Below are 19,617 nucleotides of genomic sequence, written 5' to 3'. Positions count from 1 at the left end.
GAGCGGGGGCGGTGATACGGTAACTCGCCTGTCCTCGGCCACGCCGCCTGCCCACTACACGACCCCAACGATGAACTCGAAAAGCTCCGGACGTCTGGATCATATCGACGCGATGCGCGCCGTCGCGGTCCTGCTCGTCATCTGGACGCATTACGCCGAGCGGTTCGTCGCGCTGGCGGGCACCCAACAGTGGCTCGACACGCTGCAACGCTCCGTCAATTTCGGGCGGATCGGCGTGGTGGTGTTCTTCGGCATCAGCGGCCTGCTGATTCCGAGCAGCCTGCGCGGCGCTGCTGGACAAGGCACGCGGCGCTTCCTGATCCGTCGCTTCCTGCGGTTGTATCCGGCGTTCTGGTTGTCCATTCCGGTCGGCTGCCTCGTGTTCTGGACGTTGTTCGGAAAACCGGTAAGCGTGTCGCTGCTCGTTGCCAACGCAACGATGATTCCGACCGCGTTCGGGCAGGAGCCGGTCATGGGGCATTACTGGACGCTCGAAACGGAGCTGTATTTCTACGCGCTGTGTCTCGTGTTGTTCTGGTGGGGCGGGCTGCACCGGATGCGCGATCTCGCGCTCGTCTGCATCGCGCTGTGCACGGTATTCGTGATCACCCTCGGGTTGCACATCATTCCCGAGAATGCATTGGGCCAGTACAAGGCGATGCCGTATCACCTCGCGATCATGTTCTGGGGGGCCTGTTTTCGTCAGGCGTACGACCATCCGCTCGACGTGTTGCGTGTGAGATGGGGGCGCGGCGAGCATGCCGGAATCACGCTGACGTACCGATCCGTGGTTGGCCTGCTGGCGGCGATGATCGTCGGCGTCGCACTGATTGGCGCCATCAACGATTGGCGACATCACAACCTGGTTCATCTGCCGTCGTCGCTCGCTTACGTGATCGGCATCGCGATATTCGCGGCGATGGCGACGGTATTGAAAATCCGCGCGCGGTCATTCGCGAAGCTGGGCGAAGTCAGCTACTCGATTTACCTGTTTCATGCGATCCCGCTGTTCGGGTTTTACTGGCTGTGCGAGCGTTATCAATGGACCGGGTGGCCGCTGGGCGTCTACATGATCGTGCCCGTTGTGCCGTTGATTGCGTTGTCATACGCAAGCTACCGGTATTGCGAGGCGCCCTGTGTCCGGCTTGCGCACCGCCTGACCGCGTCGCGGCCACGCGGCGATCTGCCGGCCGGCAATCATCCGGTCAACGCGGCGCAGGATCCGGTTCGAAACTGACCGGGCGCGGAAGCGTTGCGGCTGAAAGTGGCGACCTCGTGTCGCCGACGTGAATGGAATGGACTGCATGGAGTGGGAGAGGATGGTGGCGATTGATGAAGGCGGCGGTGTGCCGCGATATCGAATGTTTCAACCCGCGGCAGGGAAGTTCAATTGAATAGCTTCCCGTCGGTTGGCTCCCGCGCGGAAGCGACGCGCATCGTCGTGATCAATGACTACGCGCGAAAGGGTGGCGCGGAAGAGGTCTACCGGACCTCCATCGAAATGCTGCGAAAGATTCCGGGCGTCGACGTGTACTCGTTCGACGAGACGAATTTCCCGCCGGGCGAAGGCTCGTTCACGCGCGGCTGGAACCGTGCCGCGGCGAACGCCCTGGCGGCGCTGCTCGACGAGGTGCGTCCGCATCGCGTGCTCGTGCACAACTATCACAACCTGCTGACGCAATCGATCCTGCCGGTACTCGCGCGTTACCGCCGCGAGCAGGGATTCCGTACGTATCTCACGTGCCACGACTACCACCTGGTCTTTTACAACCCGAATCTGCTGGCCTATCGCAACGGGCGTCCGGTGCCGGTGCCGGTCGATGCGCTGTCGAAGCCGACGCGATTGTTCAGGCTTGCGAGCCCTCGAGGGCGTATTCATGACACGGTGAAGAAGCTGCACTGGCATGCTGTGTACGCGTATTGCAATCCGCAACACGTATTCGACCTGTTCCTGTGCCCGAGCCCGTATATGCGCACCGCACTCGCGCAGCGCGGCATCACGCGAAGCGCATTGTTGCCGAACCCGGTGAGCACGCTGGCGGAGCCGTTTCCGCCGCGTGTGTGTCATCGTGAGCGGTTCGATCTCGCCTACGTGGGGCGCCTCGATGCGGAGAAGGGCATTCACGAGTTCATCGAACTGGCGCGCCAGACCGGTTTTCATCGTATCGGCAGCCTGACGCTTTATGGCGACGGGGCGATGCGCGCGCAGCTCGAAACTCACCATCAGGATCTGGTTCAGGCGCAACGGCTGCGCTTTGCCGGGCGGCTTGACCACAGCGAGCTGTTTCACGCACTGCGCGCCCATGATGCATTGGTGTTGCCGTCCGTCTGGGCCGAGAATGCGCCGCTCGTGCTGGTCGAGGCGGCCACGCTCGGGTTGCCGGTTCTCGCGCACGAGATCGGCAGCCTGTCGACGTTCGGCAGCGAGATCGGCAACAAGATCCTGTACCGGAATTCGCCGGCCGGCCTGACGAGCGCACTCGACGAGTTGAACCGTCACCTGCGTACCGACCATCGACATTACGATTGTTCGGCATACACGCCGTCGCACTACGCGGAGCAGCTCGCGTCGTGGATGGGCATTGACGGGCAACGGAACGTCTAGGAAGAGGAGCGTCATGCGGGCACTTCGACGCAACTCGGTGGCCGTGCTCGTCGCATTGGCCTTGTCGGCGGGGCACGGTTACGGCGAAGAGCGGGTGGCGACGATCGCGCCCGCCAATACGTCCGGCAGCCGCGATTTCAAGGGTTCATCGAACGGGCTGCTCGCCGGCACATCGTCGGTTTCGAAGATCGATGTGCATACGTTGCTGTATCCGGGCAGCACGACCCGGGTGCTGGCCCACTACCTGCCGTGGTGGGGCCCCGACCCGCGCGGCGTGGACGTCGGTTACCGATCCGACGATCCTCGCCAGGCCTATCGCACCTTCGCCGACATGCAGTCACGCGGGATCGACGGCGTGATCGTCGACTGGTACGGGCAGGGCCATTTCGTCGACACCGCGTGGCAGGCATCCATGCCCGAACTGGCGAAGTTTCCCGGGATGACGTTCTCGATCATGATCGACAGCGGCAGCTTCAAGTTCAATGCGTGTCACGGGTGCGACCTGACCGAAACGATCCTGAACAACCTCGCGTACATCAGCCGCGAATACTTCACGTCGAATCAGTATCTGCGTTACGAAGGCCATCCGGTCGTGTCCGAGTTCGGGATGGATGCGGTCGGAAAGGCGGACTGGGCACGCATTCATGCCGCGTACCCGGACGTCTACTGGATCCATACGCTTGCGCCGGGTTTCGATCTGCCGTACAGCAAGGGGGCGTATGTCTGGGAGCAGCCGTCGTCGTGGGCCACGTCACAACCGGCCGGCACGCGGCACGACCTGCTGCATCGCGAGCGCTTCTACAACATTGGCCGGAACCAGCCGCCGGGGATGATCACGGTCGGCGGCGTGTGGAGCGGGTTCGACGACAAGAAGGCGTCGTGGGGTGCCGCCGCGCCGCGCTTTCTCGCGCCTGCGTGCGGCCGCACCTGGCTCGACACGTTCAGGAGCATCAACGAGCGCTACAGTGCGCGGCAGCAGCTTCCATTCGTTCAGCTGATTACGTGGAACGACTACGAGGAGGGGAGCGCGCTCGAAACCGGCATTGCGAGTTGTACCGAGATCGACGCGCAGCCGTTGGGCGCGAGCGTGACCGTCAGGATCACTCATCCGGACACCGTCGATCATCTGGAGCTTTACGAGCAGCTGGGTCCGTCGTCGTTCAGGCTGGTCGGACGCTATCCGTCCGATGCGACGAGCATTGCGCTGCCGGAGACGCGGGCGGGCACGTATTTCGTCAAGGCGGTCGGCAAGCCGTTCATCCAGAACGTCGTTTCCGCGGCCATCGTCGTGCGCTGATGCGCGGCTATCGCACGTCGTCTGCCGTCGATCGAGCGAGCGGCACCGCCATCGCCGCTTCGAGTTCCGCCGGCGCGCACGTCGGCCGGCCGTATTGATCGTCGAAGCGGACGATATCGTCCTCGCCGAGATAGTTGCCCGACTGCACCTCGATGATCTCGAGCGGGATCCGGCCGGGATTCTCGAGTCGATGCACTTCGCCGACCGCGATGTACGTCGACTCGTTTTCGCACAGCAGGAATGTCTCGGCGCCGCGCGTCACCTTCGCGGTGCCGCGCACGACGATCCAGTGCTCGGCGCGGTGATAGTGCATCTGCAGCGACAGCCGCATGCCGGGCTCGACGACGATCCGTTTCACCTGGAAGCGCTCGCCGAGATCGATCGAATCGTAATGGCCCCACGGCCGCTGCACCTTGCGGTGCTCGCTCGCCTGCGGGCGGCGGTCGGTCTTCAGGCGCGCGACGATGTTCTTCACGCGCTGCACGTCGTGCTTGTTCGCGACCAGCACCGCATCGGGCGTCTCGATCACGACGACGTCCTTCATCCCGACGCATGCGATGAGGCGCCCCTCCGAGCGCACGAAGCTGTCCTGCGTGTCCTCGAACACGATCGGGCCGCGCGCGACGTTGCCGTGATCGTCCTTCGGCATGATTTCCCAGATCGCATCCCAGGTGCCGACGTCCGACCAGCCGGCCGCGAGCGGCACCACGATGCCTTCGATGCCGAGTTCACCGTGCTCCCCGAGGCGTTCCATCACCGCATAGTCGATCGAGTCCGACGGGCACGCGTCGAAGGCCGCCGCATCGATCCGGAAGAACGGATCCTCGGCGACGCCCGCGCGCCATGCAGTCTCGCAGGCCGCGAGGATGTCCGGTGCGAGCGCGCCGATCGCCTTCAGCCAGACCGATGCGCGCGTGACGAAAATCCCGCTGTTCCACCAGTAGTCGCCCGAGTGTAGGTAGCGCTCGGCGAGCGTTGCATCGGGTTTCTCGACGAAGCGCCCGATCGCATAACCACCCTGGCCGCCGTGGCGACCGGTGCGCGGCTCGCCGACCTGGATGTAACCGTAGCCCGTTTCCGCGCGGCGCGGCAGTACGCCGAGCGTGACGATCGCGCCTTCCTGCGCGTAACGCGCCGCGCGCGCGATGGCGTCCTGGAACGCACCGACATCGGCGATCACGTGATCGGCCGGCATCACCGCGAGCACGGGATCGTCCGCGAGCGCGCTCGCGTCGAGCGCCGCAAGCGTCAGCGCGGGCGCGGTGTTGCGCGCGGCCGGTTCGAGCAGGATGCGGGCGGGCGCCGCGCGGCCGAGCACCTGCGCGGCGCTCATGACGCGATGCTGCTCGCCGCAGACCAGCAGCAGCGTGTCGCCGAGCGACGCGTTCTCGATGCCGTTCAGTCGGCGTGCCGTTGCCGACAGCGGCGATTCGTTCGAGACCAGCTCGATCAGCTGCTTCGGGAACTGCTCGCGCGACAGCGGCCACAGCCGCGTGCCGGAGCCACCGGCGAGGATCACCGGCAGGATGCGCGGCAGATCGGGTTCGGGAACCGGGCGTAGGGTGCGAGTCATCGGGTGACTCCGGTATCGGCGGGCAGCCGGTTGAGCGCACGACCGTCGGCGCGCGATTCATCGTGGCGCGACCGGGGCGCCGAAACGGCCCGGGACAGCAGATTGCGCAGCGCGCCGGCGGCGCGGTCGGCCGACCGGATCAGGCCGACGAACGGCGCGCCCTGTTCGAGATACGGGCCATAGGCCTTGCGGAATCCGAAGCGCTTGTAGAACGCCTGGCGCGGGGCAGGTACGTGCGTGCGCACCGCGGCGTCCGGCCACGCGGCCTGCGCGGCGGTGAGCGCGCGCCCGATCAGCCGCTCGAGCGTGTCGTCGTCGCGGCAGCTCTCGCTCGTCAACACCTTGTCGATCACGACATCCGGATCGATGTCGTCGCCGGGCAGGATGCGTGCGTAGGCGGCGACTTCCGTCGTGTCGCCGTTGTGCACGCTCGCATAGACATGCAGCGCGTCTGCGTCTTTACCGTCGATGTCGAGATGCGTATGCGCGTCCTCGACCACCAGCACGGCGCTGCGCGCGCGCAGGATTGCATAGAGATCCACGGCGCTCAGATGTTCGAATTCACAACAATGCCATTCCATGATGCGGTCCTCGCGTGATGCCTTCGGCACGCCGCATCGCACGGACGCGATCGTTCCGTGCGATGCGACGATCTTCATCATCCGGATACGCCGTGTGCCGGTCTGTTCGAAAGCGTACTCACGCTCCGGATTCGCGCGGGAGGCAGGGGGTGGCGTGGCCGCGCGCGGGCCCCGGGAACGCTGCAATGTGCGGTAGCACACACCGCCGGTGCAGGTGCCTTTTCATAATTGAATTGATCCATCCCGGCGAATCGCGGCGATGCGCCGTTGTTTCCGCGCGTGTTCAAGCGGGGCGGTCAGTCCGGCGACGGCAGCGTGCCTGTGCATGTGCGCCGGACGGTCATGCTGCACTGCAGGAGGCGCGTGCTACCTCCACCGATTTCGCGCCGGGCGATGGCGGTTCGCCGGAGCATGGGATGCACGAGAAGCGTGCACCCCGGGGTGCGTCAGCACCATGAACGTGACGCGCGCCGCGACATGGTTGATTACGACGTGTAACGGAAGAGCGGGCCGCGTGCCGTCGCGGCGCGCCATGGGCGTGCGGCGGCGCGCGCGATTATGCGATGCATGGAATGCGGTGTCGGCCTTTTTCGGGGATTTCGGTGGAATTGGCAGGCAATCGACGGAGCCTATCTTGCGGAAAAGTAGTATTTGCCACTGATTGACGGGAATGGTTAGAGATAATCAAATCTCAGTGGTCAAAGGCACAAAGTACGGGGCGACCGCTAGCGTAACCGGCTGAATCAGGATTATCTTTTGGTAACACGACCATCTTGAAACGGGGTGTAAATTCAGGAGCGGATGTAATGAGGCGGTCATTCCGGAAGCGGGTTGGCCGCCATTCGGTTCAGCATCGGGCGCGACTGTCGTGTACGACGCGACGCACATGCGGACGGAATTTCCGTTTGCCGACGTGCCCCGCCTGACGGCGGGTCGCATCAAAGCCGGAACGTCGTGGCTTCCGCAGCCGCGCGTTCCGTTCGAGTTCGATGACAACGAGGCCGGATAACATCCGGCTCGACCTCCGGGGGCTCTCGCCGTGTGCAGTTTCGATCTTCGCCAAAGCTGCGGAAACGCGGCGCGGACAGGCGGCCATGCGCCGCCGGCCGCAGCGCACGCGAACGGTTCGCGGAGTGGAGAAAGTGATGGTTCGTTATGAATATGCCAATAACGCGCGATAAGAGCGCCGGCGCGGGGAGCGGTAACGGGCAGCGTCCGTTGATTTACTGGACGCAGTCGCCGTCCGTCATGCTGCGAAAGGAACTGGCGCGACGCGACTGGAAAGTCTCGATCGTCGCGCAGGCGAGCGAGTTGCGCGACACGTCCGGTGAAATCACCTGCGGCATCCTCGACCTGAGCGGCGGTCATGCCGATGCGATCGGCAGCATCGCGTCGACCTGCGCGTCGATGCGCGATGTCGTCTGGGTCGCGCTCATCGACGTCGGCCAGACCGCGTCGCCGAACGTGCGCGCGCTGTTGCGCGACTATTGTTTCGACTACGTCACGTTGCCCGCGTCGCACCAGCGGATCGCCGATACGGTCGGCCATGCGTACGGCATGGAATGCCTGTTCGCGCGGGATCGTGAACAGCTCGAATCGGAAGAGAAAGGCATCGTCGGCACCTGCAGCGCGATGCTGCGGCTGTTCGATACGGTGCGGCGTTTCGCGCGCACCGACGCACCGGTGTTCGTGTTCGGAGAAACCGGAACCGGCAAGGAACTGACGGCGGTCGCGATCCATCGTCATTCGGAGCGGCGCAACGGCCCGTTCGTCGCGGTGAACTGCGGCGCGATTCCGCCGCACCTGCTGCAATCGGAGCTGTTCGGTTACGAGCGCGGCGCGTTTACCGGCGCGAACGCGCGCAAGATCGGTTATGTCGAGGCCGCGAACGGCGGCACGCTGCTGCTCGACGAGATCGGCGACCTGCCGCACGAGAGCCAGGCGAGCTTGCTGCGCTTTCTGCAGGAACGCTCGATTCATCGCCTCGGCGGCAGCGATCCGGTGCCGGTCGACGTCCGGATCGTGTCGGCGACACACGTCGACCTGCGCGGCGCGATGGAAGAAGGGCGCTTTCGCGCGGACTTGTTCCACCGTCTGTGCGTGATGCGCATCGACCAGCCGCCGCTGCGCGCGCGCGGCAAGGACATCGAGCTGCTCGCACACCACATGCTTGAACGCTTCCGCGGCGACGCGCGCCATCGCGTGCGCGGCTTCTCGACGGATGCGATCACGGCACTCTACAAGCACGACTGGCCCGGCAATGTCCGCGAGCTGATCAACCGCGTGCGCCGTGCGGTCGTGATGACGGAAGGGCGCCTGATCACCGCGCAGGATCTCGAACTCGAATACTGTCTCGACGCGGCGTCGCCGTCGGTGGCCGACATCCGCAAGTCGATCGAGCGCGAGGCGATCGAAACCGCGTTGCTGCGCACGCGCGGGCGTGTCGCGGCTTCGGCGCGCGAGCTCGGCGTGTCGCGCGCGACGCTGTATCGCTGGATGGAGGCGTACGGGATCGAGCGGCCGCGCGGCACGGGCTCGTCCGACTGAGAGTGGACCGGCGACGCTCGCGGCGGCCGCGAGCGTCGCGTCAACCGGCGTGCGTGGCGCGTACCGTTCGCGCGGCGTTCACCGCACGGATTTCGACAGCGGGCGGCGCATCGGCGGCGGCCGGATGCTTCCCTGCATCCCCTGCAATTTCCAGCGGAACGAGCGCGACACGCGCCGGCGTGCCGGGCGCGAGATGGAACCAGTCGTCGCGCGGTACGAAGCCGGGCGCGTCGATCTGCACGTGGCGCGCGACGTGTCGCGTGTCGATGTCGACGTGCCACGTGTCGCCGCTACGCGATACGCATGCCTCGATCCCGAGTTCGCGGCGTGCCAGCACGGCCGGGTGTGTGCGGGACGGAAAATGGAACGCCTGCGACAGCAGCGTGCCGTCGTCGGCGCGCAGCGTCGCGACGACCGTGTCGTGTTCGCACGGCCCGAAGCGGTACGCATAGGTCCAGTCGAAGAAGCGGCCGAGCAGCTCGGCCGAGCCGATCCGCACCGCGTCGTGCGCGGCGATCCGCACCGGGCAGCCGGCCCGCGCGACCGGCGTGCGGCCGTCGCGCAGCGCGACCAGCTCGAGCGCCGCCGACAGCGGCGCCGGGTGCTCGTTGACCACGTGGACGTCGAGCCCGTTCAGGCCTTCGTCGACCAGCAGCACCTGCACCGGCTGCAGCACCTGGCGCAGCGCATACCACGCCGATTTAGGCCGGTGCGCGGCGTCGATCACGCCCCATCCGGCGCCCGGCATCACGTCCTGGAACTGCCACACGAGCGCGCCGGCGCAGCGCGAGCCGGTGCGCCGCCATTCGGAAAACGTCTCGCGCATCAGGTCCGCGATCACCGCGCGCGACAGCTCGAAGTAGCGCGCCGGATCCTCGCGCCGCAGCCGGTCGGGCGCGACGTCGTAGAGCGTTTGCAAATAATGGTCGCGAACGTCCTCGAAATCCCACGACGTGCCGGGGTCGCGCGGCACGGCCGCCTTCCAGCGCGGCTCGTGCACGCCGGGCCAGCCGAGCTCGGCGAGCGTTGTGTCGCACGGCACGTTCGCGAACGCGAGGCATTCGCTCGCGAAGCGCACGTCGGCACGGCGCGCGTCGTCGAGCGGGCGCAGATACGCGCCGACGCCGTAGTAGTGCGACACGCGTTCGCGCGGCATGAACGGCAGCACGCCGCCGTCGGGCGAATCGGGCACGTACGGGACGTCGGGGCGGCGCGCGGCCGCCAGGCCGGCCAGCCGCTCGGCGGTCAACTCGACGAAGCGCTGCTTCGGCCCGAGCCCCGACATCGCGGCCTGTTGCGCGATCTCGCTGCCGCCGCACAGCACCGCGAGCGACGGCGACGCGCCGTGACGCGCGAGGAACTGCCGGGCTTCGCGGTCGATGTTCGCCGCGAACCCGGGATCGTCGAGCGCGTAGTCGAAGTTCGCGAACATGAAATCCTGCCAGACCAGCAGCCCGAGCCGGTCACACCATGCGTGGAAGGCGTCGGCCTCGTAGGTCATCGTGCCGCCGACGCGGATCATGTTGAAGCCGGCGTCGCGCGCGAGCCCGAGCAGGCGGCCGTAGGTCGCGTCGTCCGCGTGCAGCGCGAGCGGCGCGGCGCTGCTCCAGCACGCGCCGCGCGCGAACACCGGCACGCCGTTGATGCGCAGCCCGAAGCCCTTGCCGTCGGCGCCGGCGTCGACCTCGATCGTGCGAAAGCCGGTCGAGCCGAGCGGCCGCCGCTCGTCGCCGAGGTGCAGCGCGATCTCGTAGAGCGCCGGCTCGCCGTGCGTATGCGGCCACCAGCGGCGCACGTTGGGTACCGCGACGCTCGCGCGCAGCCGGTCGGCGCCGGCGCGTTCGAGCGTCGCGTGGTGTTCACCGCACGACAGCCGCGCCGCGAGCGTATCGGGCAGCGGCGCGGAGAACGCCAGCTCCGCGTCGAGCCAGCCCGTGTCGCCTTCGATGCGCGCATGCAGGTCGCAATCGACCAGAACGGGCCCGGCGGCCGGATCGAGCACGTCGACGGGCCGCCACGGGCCCGCCGGCACGGACGGCGGAAACCACCCGGGCATGTGCCCGAACAGCGAGGTGCGGACCGTGCGCAGCGCCGCCGGCTCCGCGAGCCGCGTGCGCCAGCGCGCACGGCGCGGCGCGCGCGTGTCACGCAGGTGCGGGGCGAGCGCGCGGAAGCAGAGGGTCAGCCGGTGCGTGCCGTCGAGCGACACGGTAACGTCGTGCGCGACGAACATGCTGTCGGAGCTGAGGAGCGGCGTGTCGTCGAGCCACGCTTGCGCGAGCGTCGCGAGGCCGTGAAAGCGCAGTACGCGCGGCCCGCGTCCGCGCAGCTCGATCCGGTACCAGTGGTCGCGTTCGTCGAGCGTCCCGGCTTCGTCGAGCCGGCCGGCGAGCGCGAGCGCCTGCGCGACCGTGCCGGGCACGGGCGCCGCGATCCAGCCGTCGCCGGCGGCCGGGAGGTCGCGCGGTGTCTGCGCGGCGCCCGCGGCCGTCGCCAGCATCGACCACGCGGGCAGGGCACGCGCGCGCGTCACCGCATGACCGGCACGGGCGCCGCGTCGCTGCGTGCAGGCGTCATGTTCCGGAGCGGCGCGCCGATCTGCCGCGCGCAGGCGACCAGGTCGGCATACGCGGTCTCGATCGCTTCGAGCGTCGAATCGCCGCGCTCTTCCTTGCCGCGCGCGCAGGCGCGCGCGAGCCGGAATTCCAGCACCATGGCTTCGGACGCGATGCGCTCGCATGCGGCGCGGATCTCGGCGAACGGCCCGACGCAGCCGCTGGCCTGCAGCCAGCGCGCGTAATGGCCGAACAGTTCGAAATTCGCGCCGAGCTGTCGCACCGAATTGAACGAGTACGCATGGAAGCGCTCGAGCGGTGAATCCGCGAGCGTCCGCGCATCGGTCTGCAACTGCCGCCGGAAGGCCGCGATCGGATTGACGACCGGCAGGCGCCGCAAGTGACGCTGCAGCGCGCCGAGCGACGCTTCGCAGAGCGCGCGCTCGTCGAGCGGCGCAAAACGCCGCTTCGCGCATTCGACATACGGCGGCAGCGTCATCGTCGAGCTGTCGCCGACGAGCCCGTTGTAGTCGAAATCCTCGGCCACGTAATAGCCGCTGTTGTGGAAGTAGCCGATCTGGTGCTTGTCGCGGTCGATCGCATCGATGCCGATCGTCGTCTTCGTGTGCTGCGTGCGATAGCTGCTGCCGCGCGTGTCGGGCAGGAACCACGCGTCGACCTCGACGATCATCAGGTGACCGCGCGCAACCTGCGTTTCGATGTGCTGGTCGAGCGGTTCGTAGATCGAGTGTTCCTGCACGACGACGCCGTAGAGCCGCTCCAGTTCATCGTGCGGAAACTTGAAGAACGTGAACTGATCGCCCTCGAAGTCGAGCGCGATCGTAAACGGCAGCGCCGCGTACGGATTGAAACCCCACCACCGGAGCACTTCGAGCCACATGTCGACGTAGCAGTTGGTCTGCTTCCAGACCATCTCCTGACTGTGCAGCGGGTGCGGCCGGTAGTGGCGCGCGCGGTGGCGCACATCCTCGAACGACGCGTCTTCGCCGTCGCGGGACACGAACCTCATCGCGTGCCCCACAGCACGTCGCGGACTTCGCGCGGCCATGCGTCGAGGTCGAAGCCGTGATGGCGGAACAGCGCGAGCGTGAGCCGTTCGAGGCCGAAGCCGACGCAGCCCGTATGTGCGACGTCGCCCGTCGCGGTGCGGATGTCCCACAGCAGCCCGAAATGGTCCATGTGGTAGTTGAAGCTCAGGCAAGCGGTCTGGCGATCGTCGTGCTCGATCGGGATCAGCAGCTCGAACTTCAGGTTCTGCTCGCGCTGGCTGTTCGCGACGATCTTGCCGCCGCGCCCGAAGAACGGGTCGTTCGCGAGATCGATCGCGTTCGGCAGGCGCAGCGCCTCGATCATCCGCGTGCCGCGTTCGATCCAGGTCTCGCGGAACGCGACAATCTGCTCGGGCGTGCCGATCCGCACGAACTCGCGCATCCGGAACAGCTGCATGCGGGTCGGGTCGAGCGACGGCTCGTGGCGGAAGCAGTACGAGAACACGTCGACGATCCGGCCGTCGCCGGGCAGCGCGCCCGCGCGCGCGACGACGGGATAGACGGGGTAGCACGCGGCCGGCGTCATCACGACGTAGGTCGGTTTCTGGTTTTCGGTCCAGTCGTCGCCGCGATCGAGGCACTGCAGCAGGCGCTGGTGCTGATGCTCGTCGCCGCAGAACGCATGCACGCTGCCCGCGAGCTGCGGAAAGCTCTTCATGTACTCGCTGCGCTCGAACTCCAGGCGGCTCATCGCCGGCGGAAAGCGCAGCACTTCGGCCTGCTGGTCGGCGCCGACGCGCGTGACGAACGCGTCGAGCGCTTCCACGACGCGCTCGAACCGTTCGCTGCGGCCGAACAGGCCCTGGATGCCGGTCGAGACCAGCAGGCCCGCATCGATCAGCGCATCGCGCAGCGGGTTGACGCCCGCGCGGTCGAGCGGTGCATCGGCGGGAGCGGAGGCGGCGGAGGGCACGGCGAGGCGATCGTTCACGTATGTTTCTCCAGCGTCGCAGGACGCAGCGCGAGCAGCAGGCTCGCGGTGTTGGCGGCAATGCGGTCGTTGCTGATCATCAGCGGCGCCGCGTACAGGTCGCGAATATGGCGGCCGATGCTGAACGGCGTGCCTTGCTTGTAACCGGCCATCCCGCAGATCATCATCGCCTGGTGCGCGACTTCCAGCGCGGTCGCCGACACGTAGGTCTTCAGCGTGTTGATCTCGGCGGCCCAGGCCATGCCGGCCGACCACGAACGGGCCGACGCGTTCGCATAAAGGTGCAGCACGTGGTCGACGCGGGTCTGCATCGCCTGCATCAGCGCGAGCGATTCGGCGATGCGCCGTGCCGCGGGCGACGGCGCGCCGTCGGTCTGGCGTGCCTGCGCGCGGAAGAACTGGTGCGCGCGGTGGAACGCGTCGCCGGCCACGCCGATCCATACCGCGGCCCACAGGATGTGCGAGACCGGCACCATCGTTTCCTCGGCGATCTTCGCGAACGGCACGGGCAGGCACTGGACGGTGGCGCCTTGCGCATCGAGCGCGAAGCCGTTGCTGCACGTGCCGCGCATGCCGAGCGTGTCCCATTCGCCGCGGCGCGTGAGCGTATAACCGTCGCGCAGCAGCGTGACGAGTACCTGTTCGGAAGGCGGCGCGTCCGCGTCGCGTCGTGCGGTGGCCAGGATGCCGTCCGCGTAGTCGCCGTACGAGATCGTCGGCGCGGATTTGCGCAGCCGGAACTCGCCGCCGTCGGTTTCGAGCGCGCACTGGCTCGCGCGCAGGTTGCCGCCGACGCCGTCTTCCGACGTCGCCGACGCGAGCAGCCACTGGTGGCGCACGAGCTGCTGCAGGAACAGCTTGTGCCAGCCCTGGTCGACGGCGTGGTTGACGATGCAGGCGACCTGGATCTGGTGCATCGCGAACACCATCGCCGACGATGCGCAGGCCTGGCCGAGGATCGAGCAGGCGGACGCGACGTCGGCCAGCGATGCGCCGGCGCCGCCCAGATGGGTCGGCACCATCGCGCTCAGCAGCCGGCGCGCGCGCATCGCCTCGATTGCCTCGACGGGGCAGCGCGCGTCGCGATCGACCGCATCCGCGTGCTGCGTGGCGATCTGCGCAACGGCGTGCGCGGCCTCGTCGAGCCGATGCGCGTCGCTGTCGGCCGCGAGTTCGGGAAGCAGCCCGCTCATGCGGAATGCTCGGTGCGTTGAAGTGTGGCGATCGTGTCCGCGAGCGCATCGATGCTGCGGAACAGGTTGCGGTTCAGCATCTCGTCGGGAATCTCGATGTTGAACTGCTTCTCGATCGCGAGCATCAGCTGGATCGTATCGAGCGAGGAGAGGCCCGCTTCGTAGAGGTCGTCCCCGTCGCCGATCGAATCGATCGCGGCTTCGAGATGGGCGACGTGCCTGAGGATGGTTCTGATTTCGTTTTTCACGTGCTGCTCCGGCGTGCGTGGTGTCGTCCGCTCGGGCAGACGCGCGATAAGCGCTGACGTCCCCCCGGCAGTCCGGCATCAGTAGACCATTGGCACGCACGGCGTTCTGTTCGCCACCCTACAAACAGCTAACCCGGATGCGGCCGGCGCCAAAGCGCCGGCCCGATCGGGCACGCCGATCAGGCGCGCGCCGCGGCCGGCACGCCCGAGTCGGCCGACAGGATGCGCTTCATCTCGTCGCGCACGATCGCGCGGCAGCCGCACGACATTTTTTCGAGGCCGTCGAGGTCGGCCAGTTCGATCGAGCTTCGGTATTGGCGGATCAGGCCGAGCTTCTGGATCTCGCCGGCGGCATCCGTCACCGTTTCCCGCCGCACGCCGAGCATCTGCGCCAGCATGCTGTGCGTCACCTGGATCTCGATGCTGCGCGTCCGGTCGTACGCCAGCAGGAACCATCTGCATAACTGATGTTTGAGCACGTGATGACGGCTGCAGAACGTGATCTGCGATACCTGCGCCATCAGCAGCCGCACGCAGACGAACACCAAGTGGCGGATCACCGGCGACGCATCGAACGCGGCGGCGAATACGCGCCGGTCGAGCCGGTAGACGAAACCGTCGCGGCAGGCGACCGCACGGCAGGGCATCCGGCCGCTGCCGCCGATCACGTCGTCGCAGACCACGCTTTCGCTGCCGATTTCGGCGACCTCCAGCGTCATGCCGCCGGACGACACGTACTGCAGCGAAATCGCCGTCGTGACGGGCAGGTAGACCGCGGCGAGCATTTCGCCGGGTTCGCAGAGCACTTGCCCCGATTTCAGATGGACGAGTTGAAGGTGGGGGACCAGCGTGGCGAGTTCGTCCCGATCGATGGCCGCGAGAAACCGGTTGGCATCGAAGCTGTGGGAAAGCTCGATCATGCCGTTCGCGTGCGCGACGGCGTCAAGGGCCTGGAGAGTCACGGCACATCCTCGTAGGGTGGCGGTCGCGCGTCGTCGCGGCGATACCCCATAAAACGGGATTTCGCACGATCGTGCGGACTTGTGTTCGTCGAAAATAAAATGACGATGCTGGCGAAAAGGCTAACACGCAATTGAATTAAAACAATTGCACCTTGCGTCATCTCACAAAGTTTAACGATTGGGATTGGGTGCAAACGTTATATGGATTTAATGATTCATTTCCACGAAATTAATCATCCGGAAACGGAATGACAGGCCGGCGAACCATTCGATGTCGAACGGGAATCAATCGCGCGACGCAGCGCATCGTACAGCGAAAAGTGCCGGGCGCACATTGAACACTATTTGACAAATGCTCGATAAATGAAAAATTTGTCATATGGATCAACGGTTTGCGTGCGATGTGTGCGGTGGCGTACAGATCCGGGAATTAGTGCGCAGATTCAAATTTGAGACAGTTTCAAACGTGTGTCTGAGGCGTGGGGGCGCTGCGGAGCGCCGCCCAGCACATCACGGAAACAATTGAAAATCGGCTGTAAGTATTTGAACGATAAGCCTCGCAGGCTCCGAAGCGACTGCTCCAGCACGACGTGCGCGATTTGATCAGTCGAATGGCGAGCCGGGTCCTTTGCACGGAAGAGTGTCCGTCGCACGGAAGAGTGTCCGGAAATGAGACGCTTTTTTTGCTTTTAGACGGCTTATTCGGTCGATCTAAATCGGACGTGATTCATATATTAAGGATGGGCGGGTATTGGCACGTAAATCGCTTATTCGGGCTGGCGTGTCGAAACGGGACGGTCGATTCAATCCAACGGCAACAAGCCAATGGCCAATCGGATTCAGGGTTGTGGGCCGCAACCACTGTCAACGTCCGGGCGCGCATCGCGATAACGAGTTCCGTGCACGCGGCTGCAGGCTGCACGGACAATAAAAGGATACAGACATGCTTCATCTTCACTCGAGCTACTCGGCGAATGCCATCCTCGATGCCCTCCCGGAGGACAGCATCCGCGCCATCGCACCACACCTCGAACTGGTCAGGATCAAGGCCGGCATGCTTGACCGGGTCGGCGAGCCGGCGCGTCACATGCATTTCCCGACGACGGCGATGATGTCGGTGCAGCACCTGATGGAGGACGGTGCGATGGTCGAGGTGGCGGTTGTCGGCCGCGAGGGCGTGGTCGGGCTCGCGACGCTGGTCGGCGGCGCCGCGGCGTCGAGCCGGATCGAGGTCCGCATCGGCGGGATGGCGTATCGCGTGCCGAGTTGCGTGATGCGCACCGAATTCGAGCGCTCGCCGGCGACCTACCGGCTGCTCCTCAACTACTGCCAGGCGACGATGGCGCAGATTTCGCGCAGCGCGCTGTGCAACCGGCATCACTCGGTCAGCGAGCAGCTCAGCCGCTGGCTGCTGCTGGCGCACGACCGTATCGACGGCGACGAGCTGGCCGTCACGCAGCAAACCATCGCGAACATGCTCGGCGTGCGGCGCGAGGGCGTGACGGAAGCGGCCGGCAGCCTGCAGGAAGCCGGGCTGATCCGGCAGCGCCGCGGCCGCATCACGGTGCTCGACCGCGACGGTCTCGAACATCACGCATGCGAATGCTACGACCTGATTCGCGCCGACTATCGCCGGTTGCTCGGCACGCGCGGGAATACGAGGCCGACGCCGGTTCGCCCCCGCCTGCCGGAGGTACGTTGCGGATTCCCGGCACATGGTGCGTGACGATGCAGTCGATGTCCGGTGGAACGAATGCGATGCGGCGTGCCGCGATCGCGGCGGCCGACGTCGTGCTCGTGCTGGCCGGCGCGCTTGCGGCGCAGGCGGCGTCGGGCCTTGCCTGGCGCGAACTGTCCGACGCGCAGCGCGGCGCGATCGCGCTGCTGTGCGTGCTGACCGCGGCGCTGCTGCCGCGCTACCTGCGCACCGTGCGCGGCGGCATGGCGGCGCAGGGCGGCGTGCACGCGCTGACGCAGACGATGGTTGCCGTCGTCTGCGCGAGCGTGCTCACGGTGGCCGGCACGATGTGGATCATGAACCGCGGCGGCACGGTCACGACCCGCTGGATCGTGCGCACGGTGCTGGCCGGCGACGCGGCGCTGCTGCTCGGCCGCGCGGTGCTGCTGGCACTCGCGCTGACGCGTGACGACCCGCGCGCGCGGCAGCGCCGCGTCGCCGTCGTTGGCGCAACGGCTTACGGACGCGTGGCGATCGAACGGATGCAGCTTGCGCCGAATGGCCCTTTCGTGGCGGCGTGTGTATTCGACGACGACGCGCAGGCCGCCGCGGGCGGCATCGGCGGCGTGCCCGTGATCGACGACTGGAACACCTTGCGTGACCTGATTCGCGGCGGCGAGATCGACGAGGTGTGGCTCACGCTGCCGATGTCGCACGAGTGGCGGATCCAGCGCATCGTGCGCGAGTTGCGCGACGAATTCGTCGAGCTGCGGCTGTTGCCCGACGTGCGGCAGATGGCAGTCATCGATCGCTCGGCGACCGACGTGCTCGGCATGCCGGCGATCAATCTCGCGACCACGCCGCGCTCCGCGCCGGAGCTGTGGGCGAAGTTCGCGTTCGACCGGCTGTTTGCGGTCGGCGTGCTGATTCCGTTGCTGCCGCTGCTGTCGATGCTGGCGATCGCGGTCAAGCTGTCGTCGCCGGGGCCCGTGCTGTTCAGGCAGCGCCGCAAGGGCGTCGACGGCCGCGAATTCAACATCCTGAAGTTCAGGACGATGCGCGTGCATCGCGCGCAGCCGGGCGTCGTGCGGCAGGCCTCGCGCAACGATTCGCGGATCACCTCGGTCGGCGCGTTCCTGCGGCGCACGTCGCTCGACGAGTTGCCGCAGTTCTTCAATGTGCTGTTCGGGCAGATGTCGGTCGTCGGCCCGCGCCCGCACGCGATCGAACACGATGACTTCTATCGGCAACTGATCGACAGCTACATGTACCGCTACCGCGTGCGGCCCGGCATCACCGGGTGGGCGCAGGTGAACGGCTATCGCGGCGAGACGCGCAAGGTCGAGGCGATGGAAGCGCGCGTGAAGTTCGATCTCTTCTACATGCAGAACTGGAGCTTCTGGTTCGACATGAAGATCATCCTGTTGACGGTCGTGCGTGGTTTTATCGGGCGGAATGCTTTCTGAGGATTGCGAATCATTTTCAAGAAGGTACGTCGTGCGAACAGCCGCCAACGAACCGGTTGGCGGCTGTTCGAGTGTGTCGAAGGAAGCCGGCAGCAACGCAGCGAATTGCTGCACTGCGGTTGCGCCACCGGGCTTCACGGCACACATCGAGCGTGGCGATTTCGCGTCGGTCCCCAGTTTCCGCGAGCGTGCCGCGCGCGTCGCCGGCCCGCTGATTCCCGTCAACACACGCGTGTTCAATGGGTTTATCCTGCATCGAATGCGTTCGGCGCTTCGCGTGTCCGGGCGCGCATCCGGGCGCGGCGGCGCCGGTCTTGCCATGCCCGCCGCACACCGGCGCGACACCGCGCGCCGTATTTCCGCGCGGAACCCGGAACAGGAGAGATGGCCATGGCGCTCGACCAACAACAACGGCGGACGCTGCAACAGCGCCTGAACGAGAGCGAGTTGACGTTGCGTGCGGAAATCCGCACGAGCGAAGACCAGCGCGCGTCGGAATCCTATGCGGACCTTGCCGGCGCGGCGCCGGACGAGGGCGACGAGGCGAACGCGGACCTGTTCGTCGACGTCGACCATGCACTGATCGGCATGAAGCTGACCGAACTGCGTGCCGTCGGCCGCGCGCAGCAGCGGATGCGCGACGGCAGCTACGGTGAATGCATCGATTGCGATGCACAAGTCGCCTACGCGCGCCTGCTCGCGCGTCCGACCGCCGAACGCTGCACGCATTGCCAGTCGATCTACGAACGACGGTACGCCACGACGCCACGCGCATCGCTCTGACGTTACCGCCGCCTGCGCGCAGCACGCGCTGCACGTGCTGCGCGGTCGGCGTACGATGACGAACGGGCGCCCGGCGGCGTCGACATGCGGCGCCGGGCAGGCAGATGCCGTCGCGCACGCGCACGGCG

General features: G+C 66.5%; 16 protein-coding genes. 8 read left to right on the top strand and 8 right to left on the bottom strand.

What is annotated here, in order from left to right:
• The first annotated feature begins 70 nt into the window (after nucleotides 1-70).
• The 3 genes from H3H55_RS25400 (at nucleotide 71) to H3H55_RS25390 (ending at nucleotide 3,902) form a co-directional block, all read left to right on the top strand.
• Entirely contained in the window at nucleotides 71-1,237 is a 1,167-nt protein-coding gene (locus H3H55_RS25400; RefSeq protein ID WP_193100702.1) for an acyltransferase family protein, read from the top strand.
• A 153-nt stretch (nucleotides 1,238-1,390) separates the two neighbouring features.
• A complete protein-coding gene (locus tag H3H55_RS25395; protein ID WP_193100701.1) occupies nucleotides 1,391-2,605 on the top strand; it encodes a glycosyltransferase family 4 protein in 1,215 nt (404 codons plus the stop codon).
• 13 nt (nucleotides 2,606-2,618) lie between these two features.
• A complete protein-coding gene (locus tag H3H55_RS25390; protein WP_193100700.1) occupies nucleotides 2,619-3,902 on the top strand; it encodes a hypothetical protein in 1,284 nt (427 codons plus the stop codon).
• Nucleotides 3,903-3,909: 7 nt separating this feature from the next.
• Here the strand turns inward: H3H55_RS25390 and H3H55_RS25385 are convergent, their stop codons facing one another.
• Together H3H55_RS25385 and H3H55_RS25380 are read right to left on the bottom strand one after the other, a co-directional pair.
• Nucleotides 3,910-5,475 (bottom strand): mannose-1-phosphate guanylyltransferase/mannose-6-phosphate isomerase, encoded by a 1,566-nt coding sequence (locus tag H3H55_RS25385; protein ID WP_226800363.1) that lies wholly within the window; start codon nucleotides 5,473-5,475, stop codon nucleotides 3,910-3,912.
• Nucleotides 5,472-6,056, bottom strand: a complete 585-nt coding sequence (locus H3H55_RS25380; RefSeq protein WP_193100699.1) for a drug:proton antiporter — start codon at nucleotides 6,054-6,056, stop codon at nucleotides 5,472-5,474. The genes H3H55_RS25385 and H3H55_RS25380 overlap by 4 nt, the downstream gene beginning before the upstream one ends.
• A 1,155-nt stretch (nucleotides 6,057-7,211) precedes the next feature.
• Between H3H55_RS25380 and H3H55_RS25375 the strand changes: the two genes are divergently transcribed.
• Nucleotides 7,212-8,603, top strand: coding sequence for a sigma-54 dependent transcriptional regulator (locus tag H3H55_RS25375; RefSeq protein WP_164992106.1), 1,392 nt, complete (start codon nucleotides 7,212-7,214; stop codon nucleotides 8,601-8,603).
• A 40-nt stretch (nucleotides 8,604-8,643) separates the two neighbouring features.
• Here the strand turns inward: H3H55_RS25375 and H3H55_RS25370 are convergent, their stop codons facing one another.
• The 6 genes from H3H55_RS25370 to H3H55_RS25345 form a co-directional block, all read right to left on the bottom strand.
• On the bottom strand, nucleotides 8,644-11,103 hold the full coding sequence (locus H3H55_RS25370) for a glycoside hydrolase family 2 protein (RefSeq protein ID WP_226800362.1): 2,460 nt from the start codon (nucleotides 11,101-11,103) through the stop codon (nucleotides 8,644-8,646).
• Nucleotides 11,104-11,132: 29 nt separating this feature from the next.
• Nucleotides 11,133-12,188: a DUF1839 family protein gene (locus H3H55_RS25365; RefSeq protein WP_193100697.1), complete on the bottom strand. Its 1,056-nt coding sequence runs from the start codon at nucleotides 12,186-12,188 to the stop codon at nucleotides 11,133-11,135.
• Nucleotides 12,185-13,159 carry an amino acid--[acyl-carrier-protein] ligase gene (locus H3H55_RS25360; RefSeq protein WP_193100696.1) on the bottom strand — a complete coding sequence of 325 codons (975 nt, stop codon included), beginning with the start codon at nucleotides 13,157-13,159 and terminating at the stop codon, nucleotides 12,185-12,187. Before H3H55_RS25360 ends, H3H55_RS25365 begins: the two co-directional genes overlap by 4 nt.
• Nucleotides 13,156-14,352, bottom strand: a complete 1,197-nt coding sequence (locus H3H55_RS25355; RefSeq protein ID WP_193100695.1) for an acyl-CoA dehydrogenase family protein — start codon at nucleotides 14,350-14,352, stop codon at nucleotides 13,156-13,158. The genes H3H55_RS25360 and H3H55_RS25355 overlap by 4 nt, the downstream gene beginning before the upstream one ends.
• Nucleotides 14,349-14,600, bottom strand: a complete 252-nt coding sequence (locus H3H55_RS25350) for an acyl carrier protein (RefSeq protein ID WP_129517227.1) — start codon at nucleotides 14,598-14,600, stop codon at nucleotides 14,349-14,351. Before H3H55_RS25350 ends, H3H55_RS25355 begins: the two co-directional genes overlap by 4 nt.
• Nucleotides 14,601-14,779: 179 nt before the next feature.
• Nucleotides 14,780-15,562 carry a Crp/Fnr family transcriptional regulator gene (locus H3H55_RS25345; RefSeq protein WP_193100694.1) on the bottom strand — a complete coding sequence of 261 codons (783 nt, stop codon included), beginning with the start codon at nucleotides 15,560-15,562 and terminating at the stop codon, nucleotides 14,780-14,782.
• A 943-nt stretch (nucleotides 15,563-16,505) separates the two neighbouring features.
• On the opposite strand from H3H55_RS25345, the gene H3H55_RS25340 reads away from it, so the two are divergent.
• From H3H55_RS25340 to H3H55_RS25325, 4 genes are all read left to right on the top strand, one after another.
• The gene (locus tag H3H55_RS25340; RefSeq protein WP_129517228.1) at nucleotides 16,506-17,288 is read left to right on the top strand and encodes a Crp/Fnr family transcriptional regulator; all 783 of its coding nucleotides are present in this window, start codon (nucleotides 16,506-16,508) and stop codon (nucleotides 17,286-17,288) included.
• Between the two features lie 11 nt (nucleotides 17,289-17,299).
• Nucleotides 17,300-18,706 (top strand): undecaprenyl-phosphate glucose phosphotransferase, encoded by a 1,407-nt coding sequence (locus H3H55_RS25335; RefSeq protein WP_129517229.1) that lies wholly within the window; start codon nucleotides 17,300-17,302, stop codon nucleotides 18,704-18,706.
• A 73-nt stretch (nucleotides 18,707-18,779) separates the two neighbouring features.
• Nucleotides 18,780-19,142, top strand: coding sequence for a hypothetical protein (locus H3H55_RS25330; RefSeq protein ID WP_193100693.1), 363 nt, complete (start codon nucleotides 18,780-18,782; stop codon nucleotides 19,140-19,142).
• A complete protein-coding gene (locus tag H3H55_RS25325) occupies nucleotides 19,097-19,489 on the top strand; it encodes a TraR/DksA family transcriptional regulator (protein ID WP_129517231.1) in 393 nt (130 codons plus the stop codon). Before H3H55_RS25330 ends, H3H55_RS25325 begins: the two co-directional genes overlap by 46 nt.
• Nucleotides 19,490-19,617 lie beyond the last annotated feature (128 nt).

The organism is Burkholderia sp. Z1 (assembly GCF_014893795.1).
GTDB classification, from domain to species: Bacteria; Pseudomonadota; Gammaproteobacteria; order Burkholderiales; family Burkholderiaceae; genus Burkholderia; species Burkholderia theae.
This window is presented reverse-complemented; position numbering and strand designations above follow the sequence as displayed.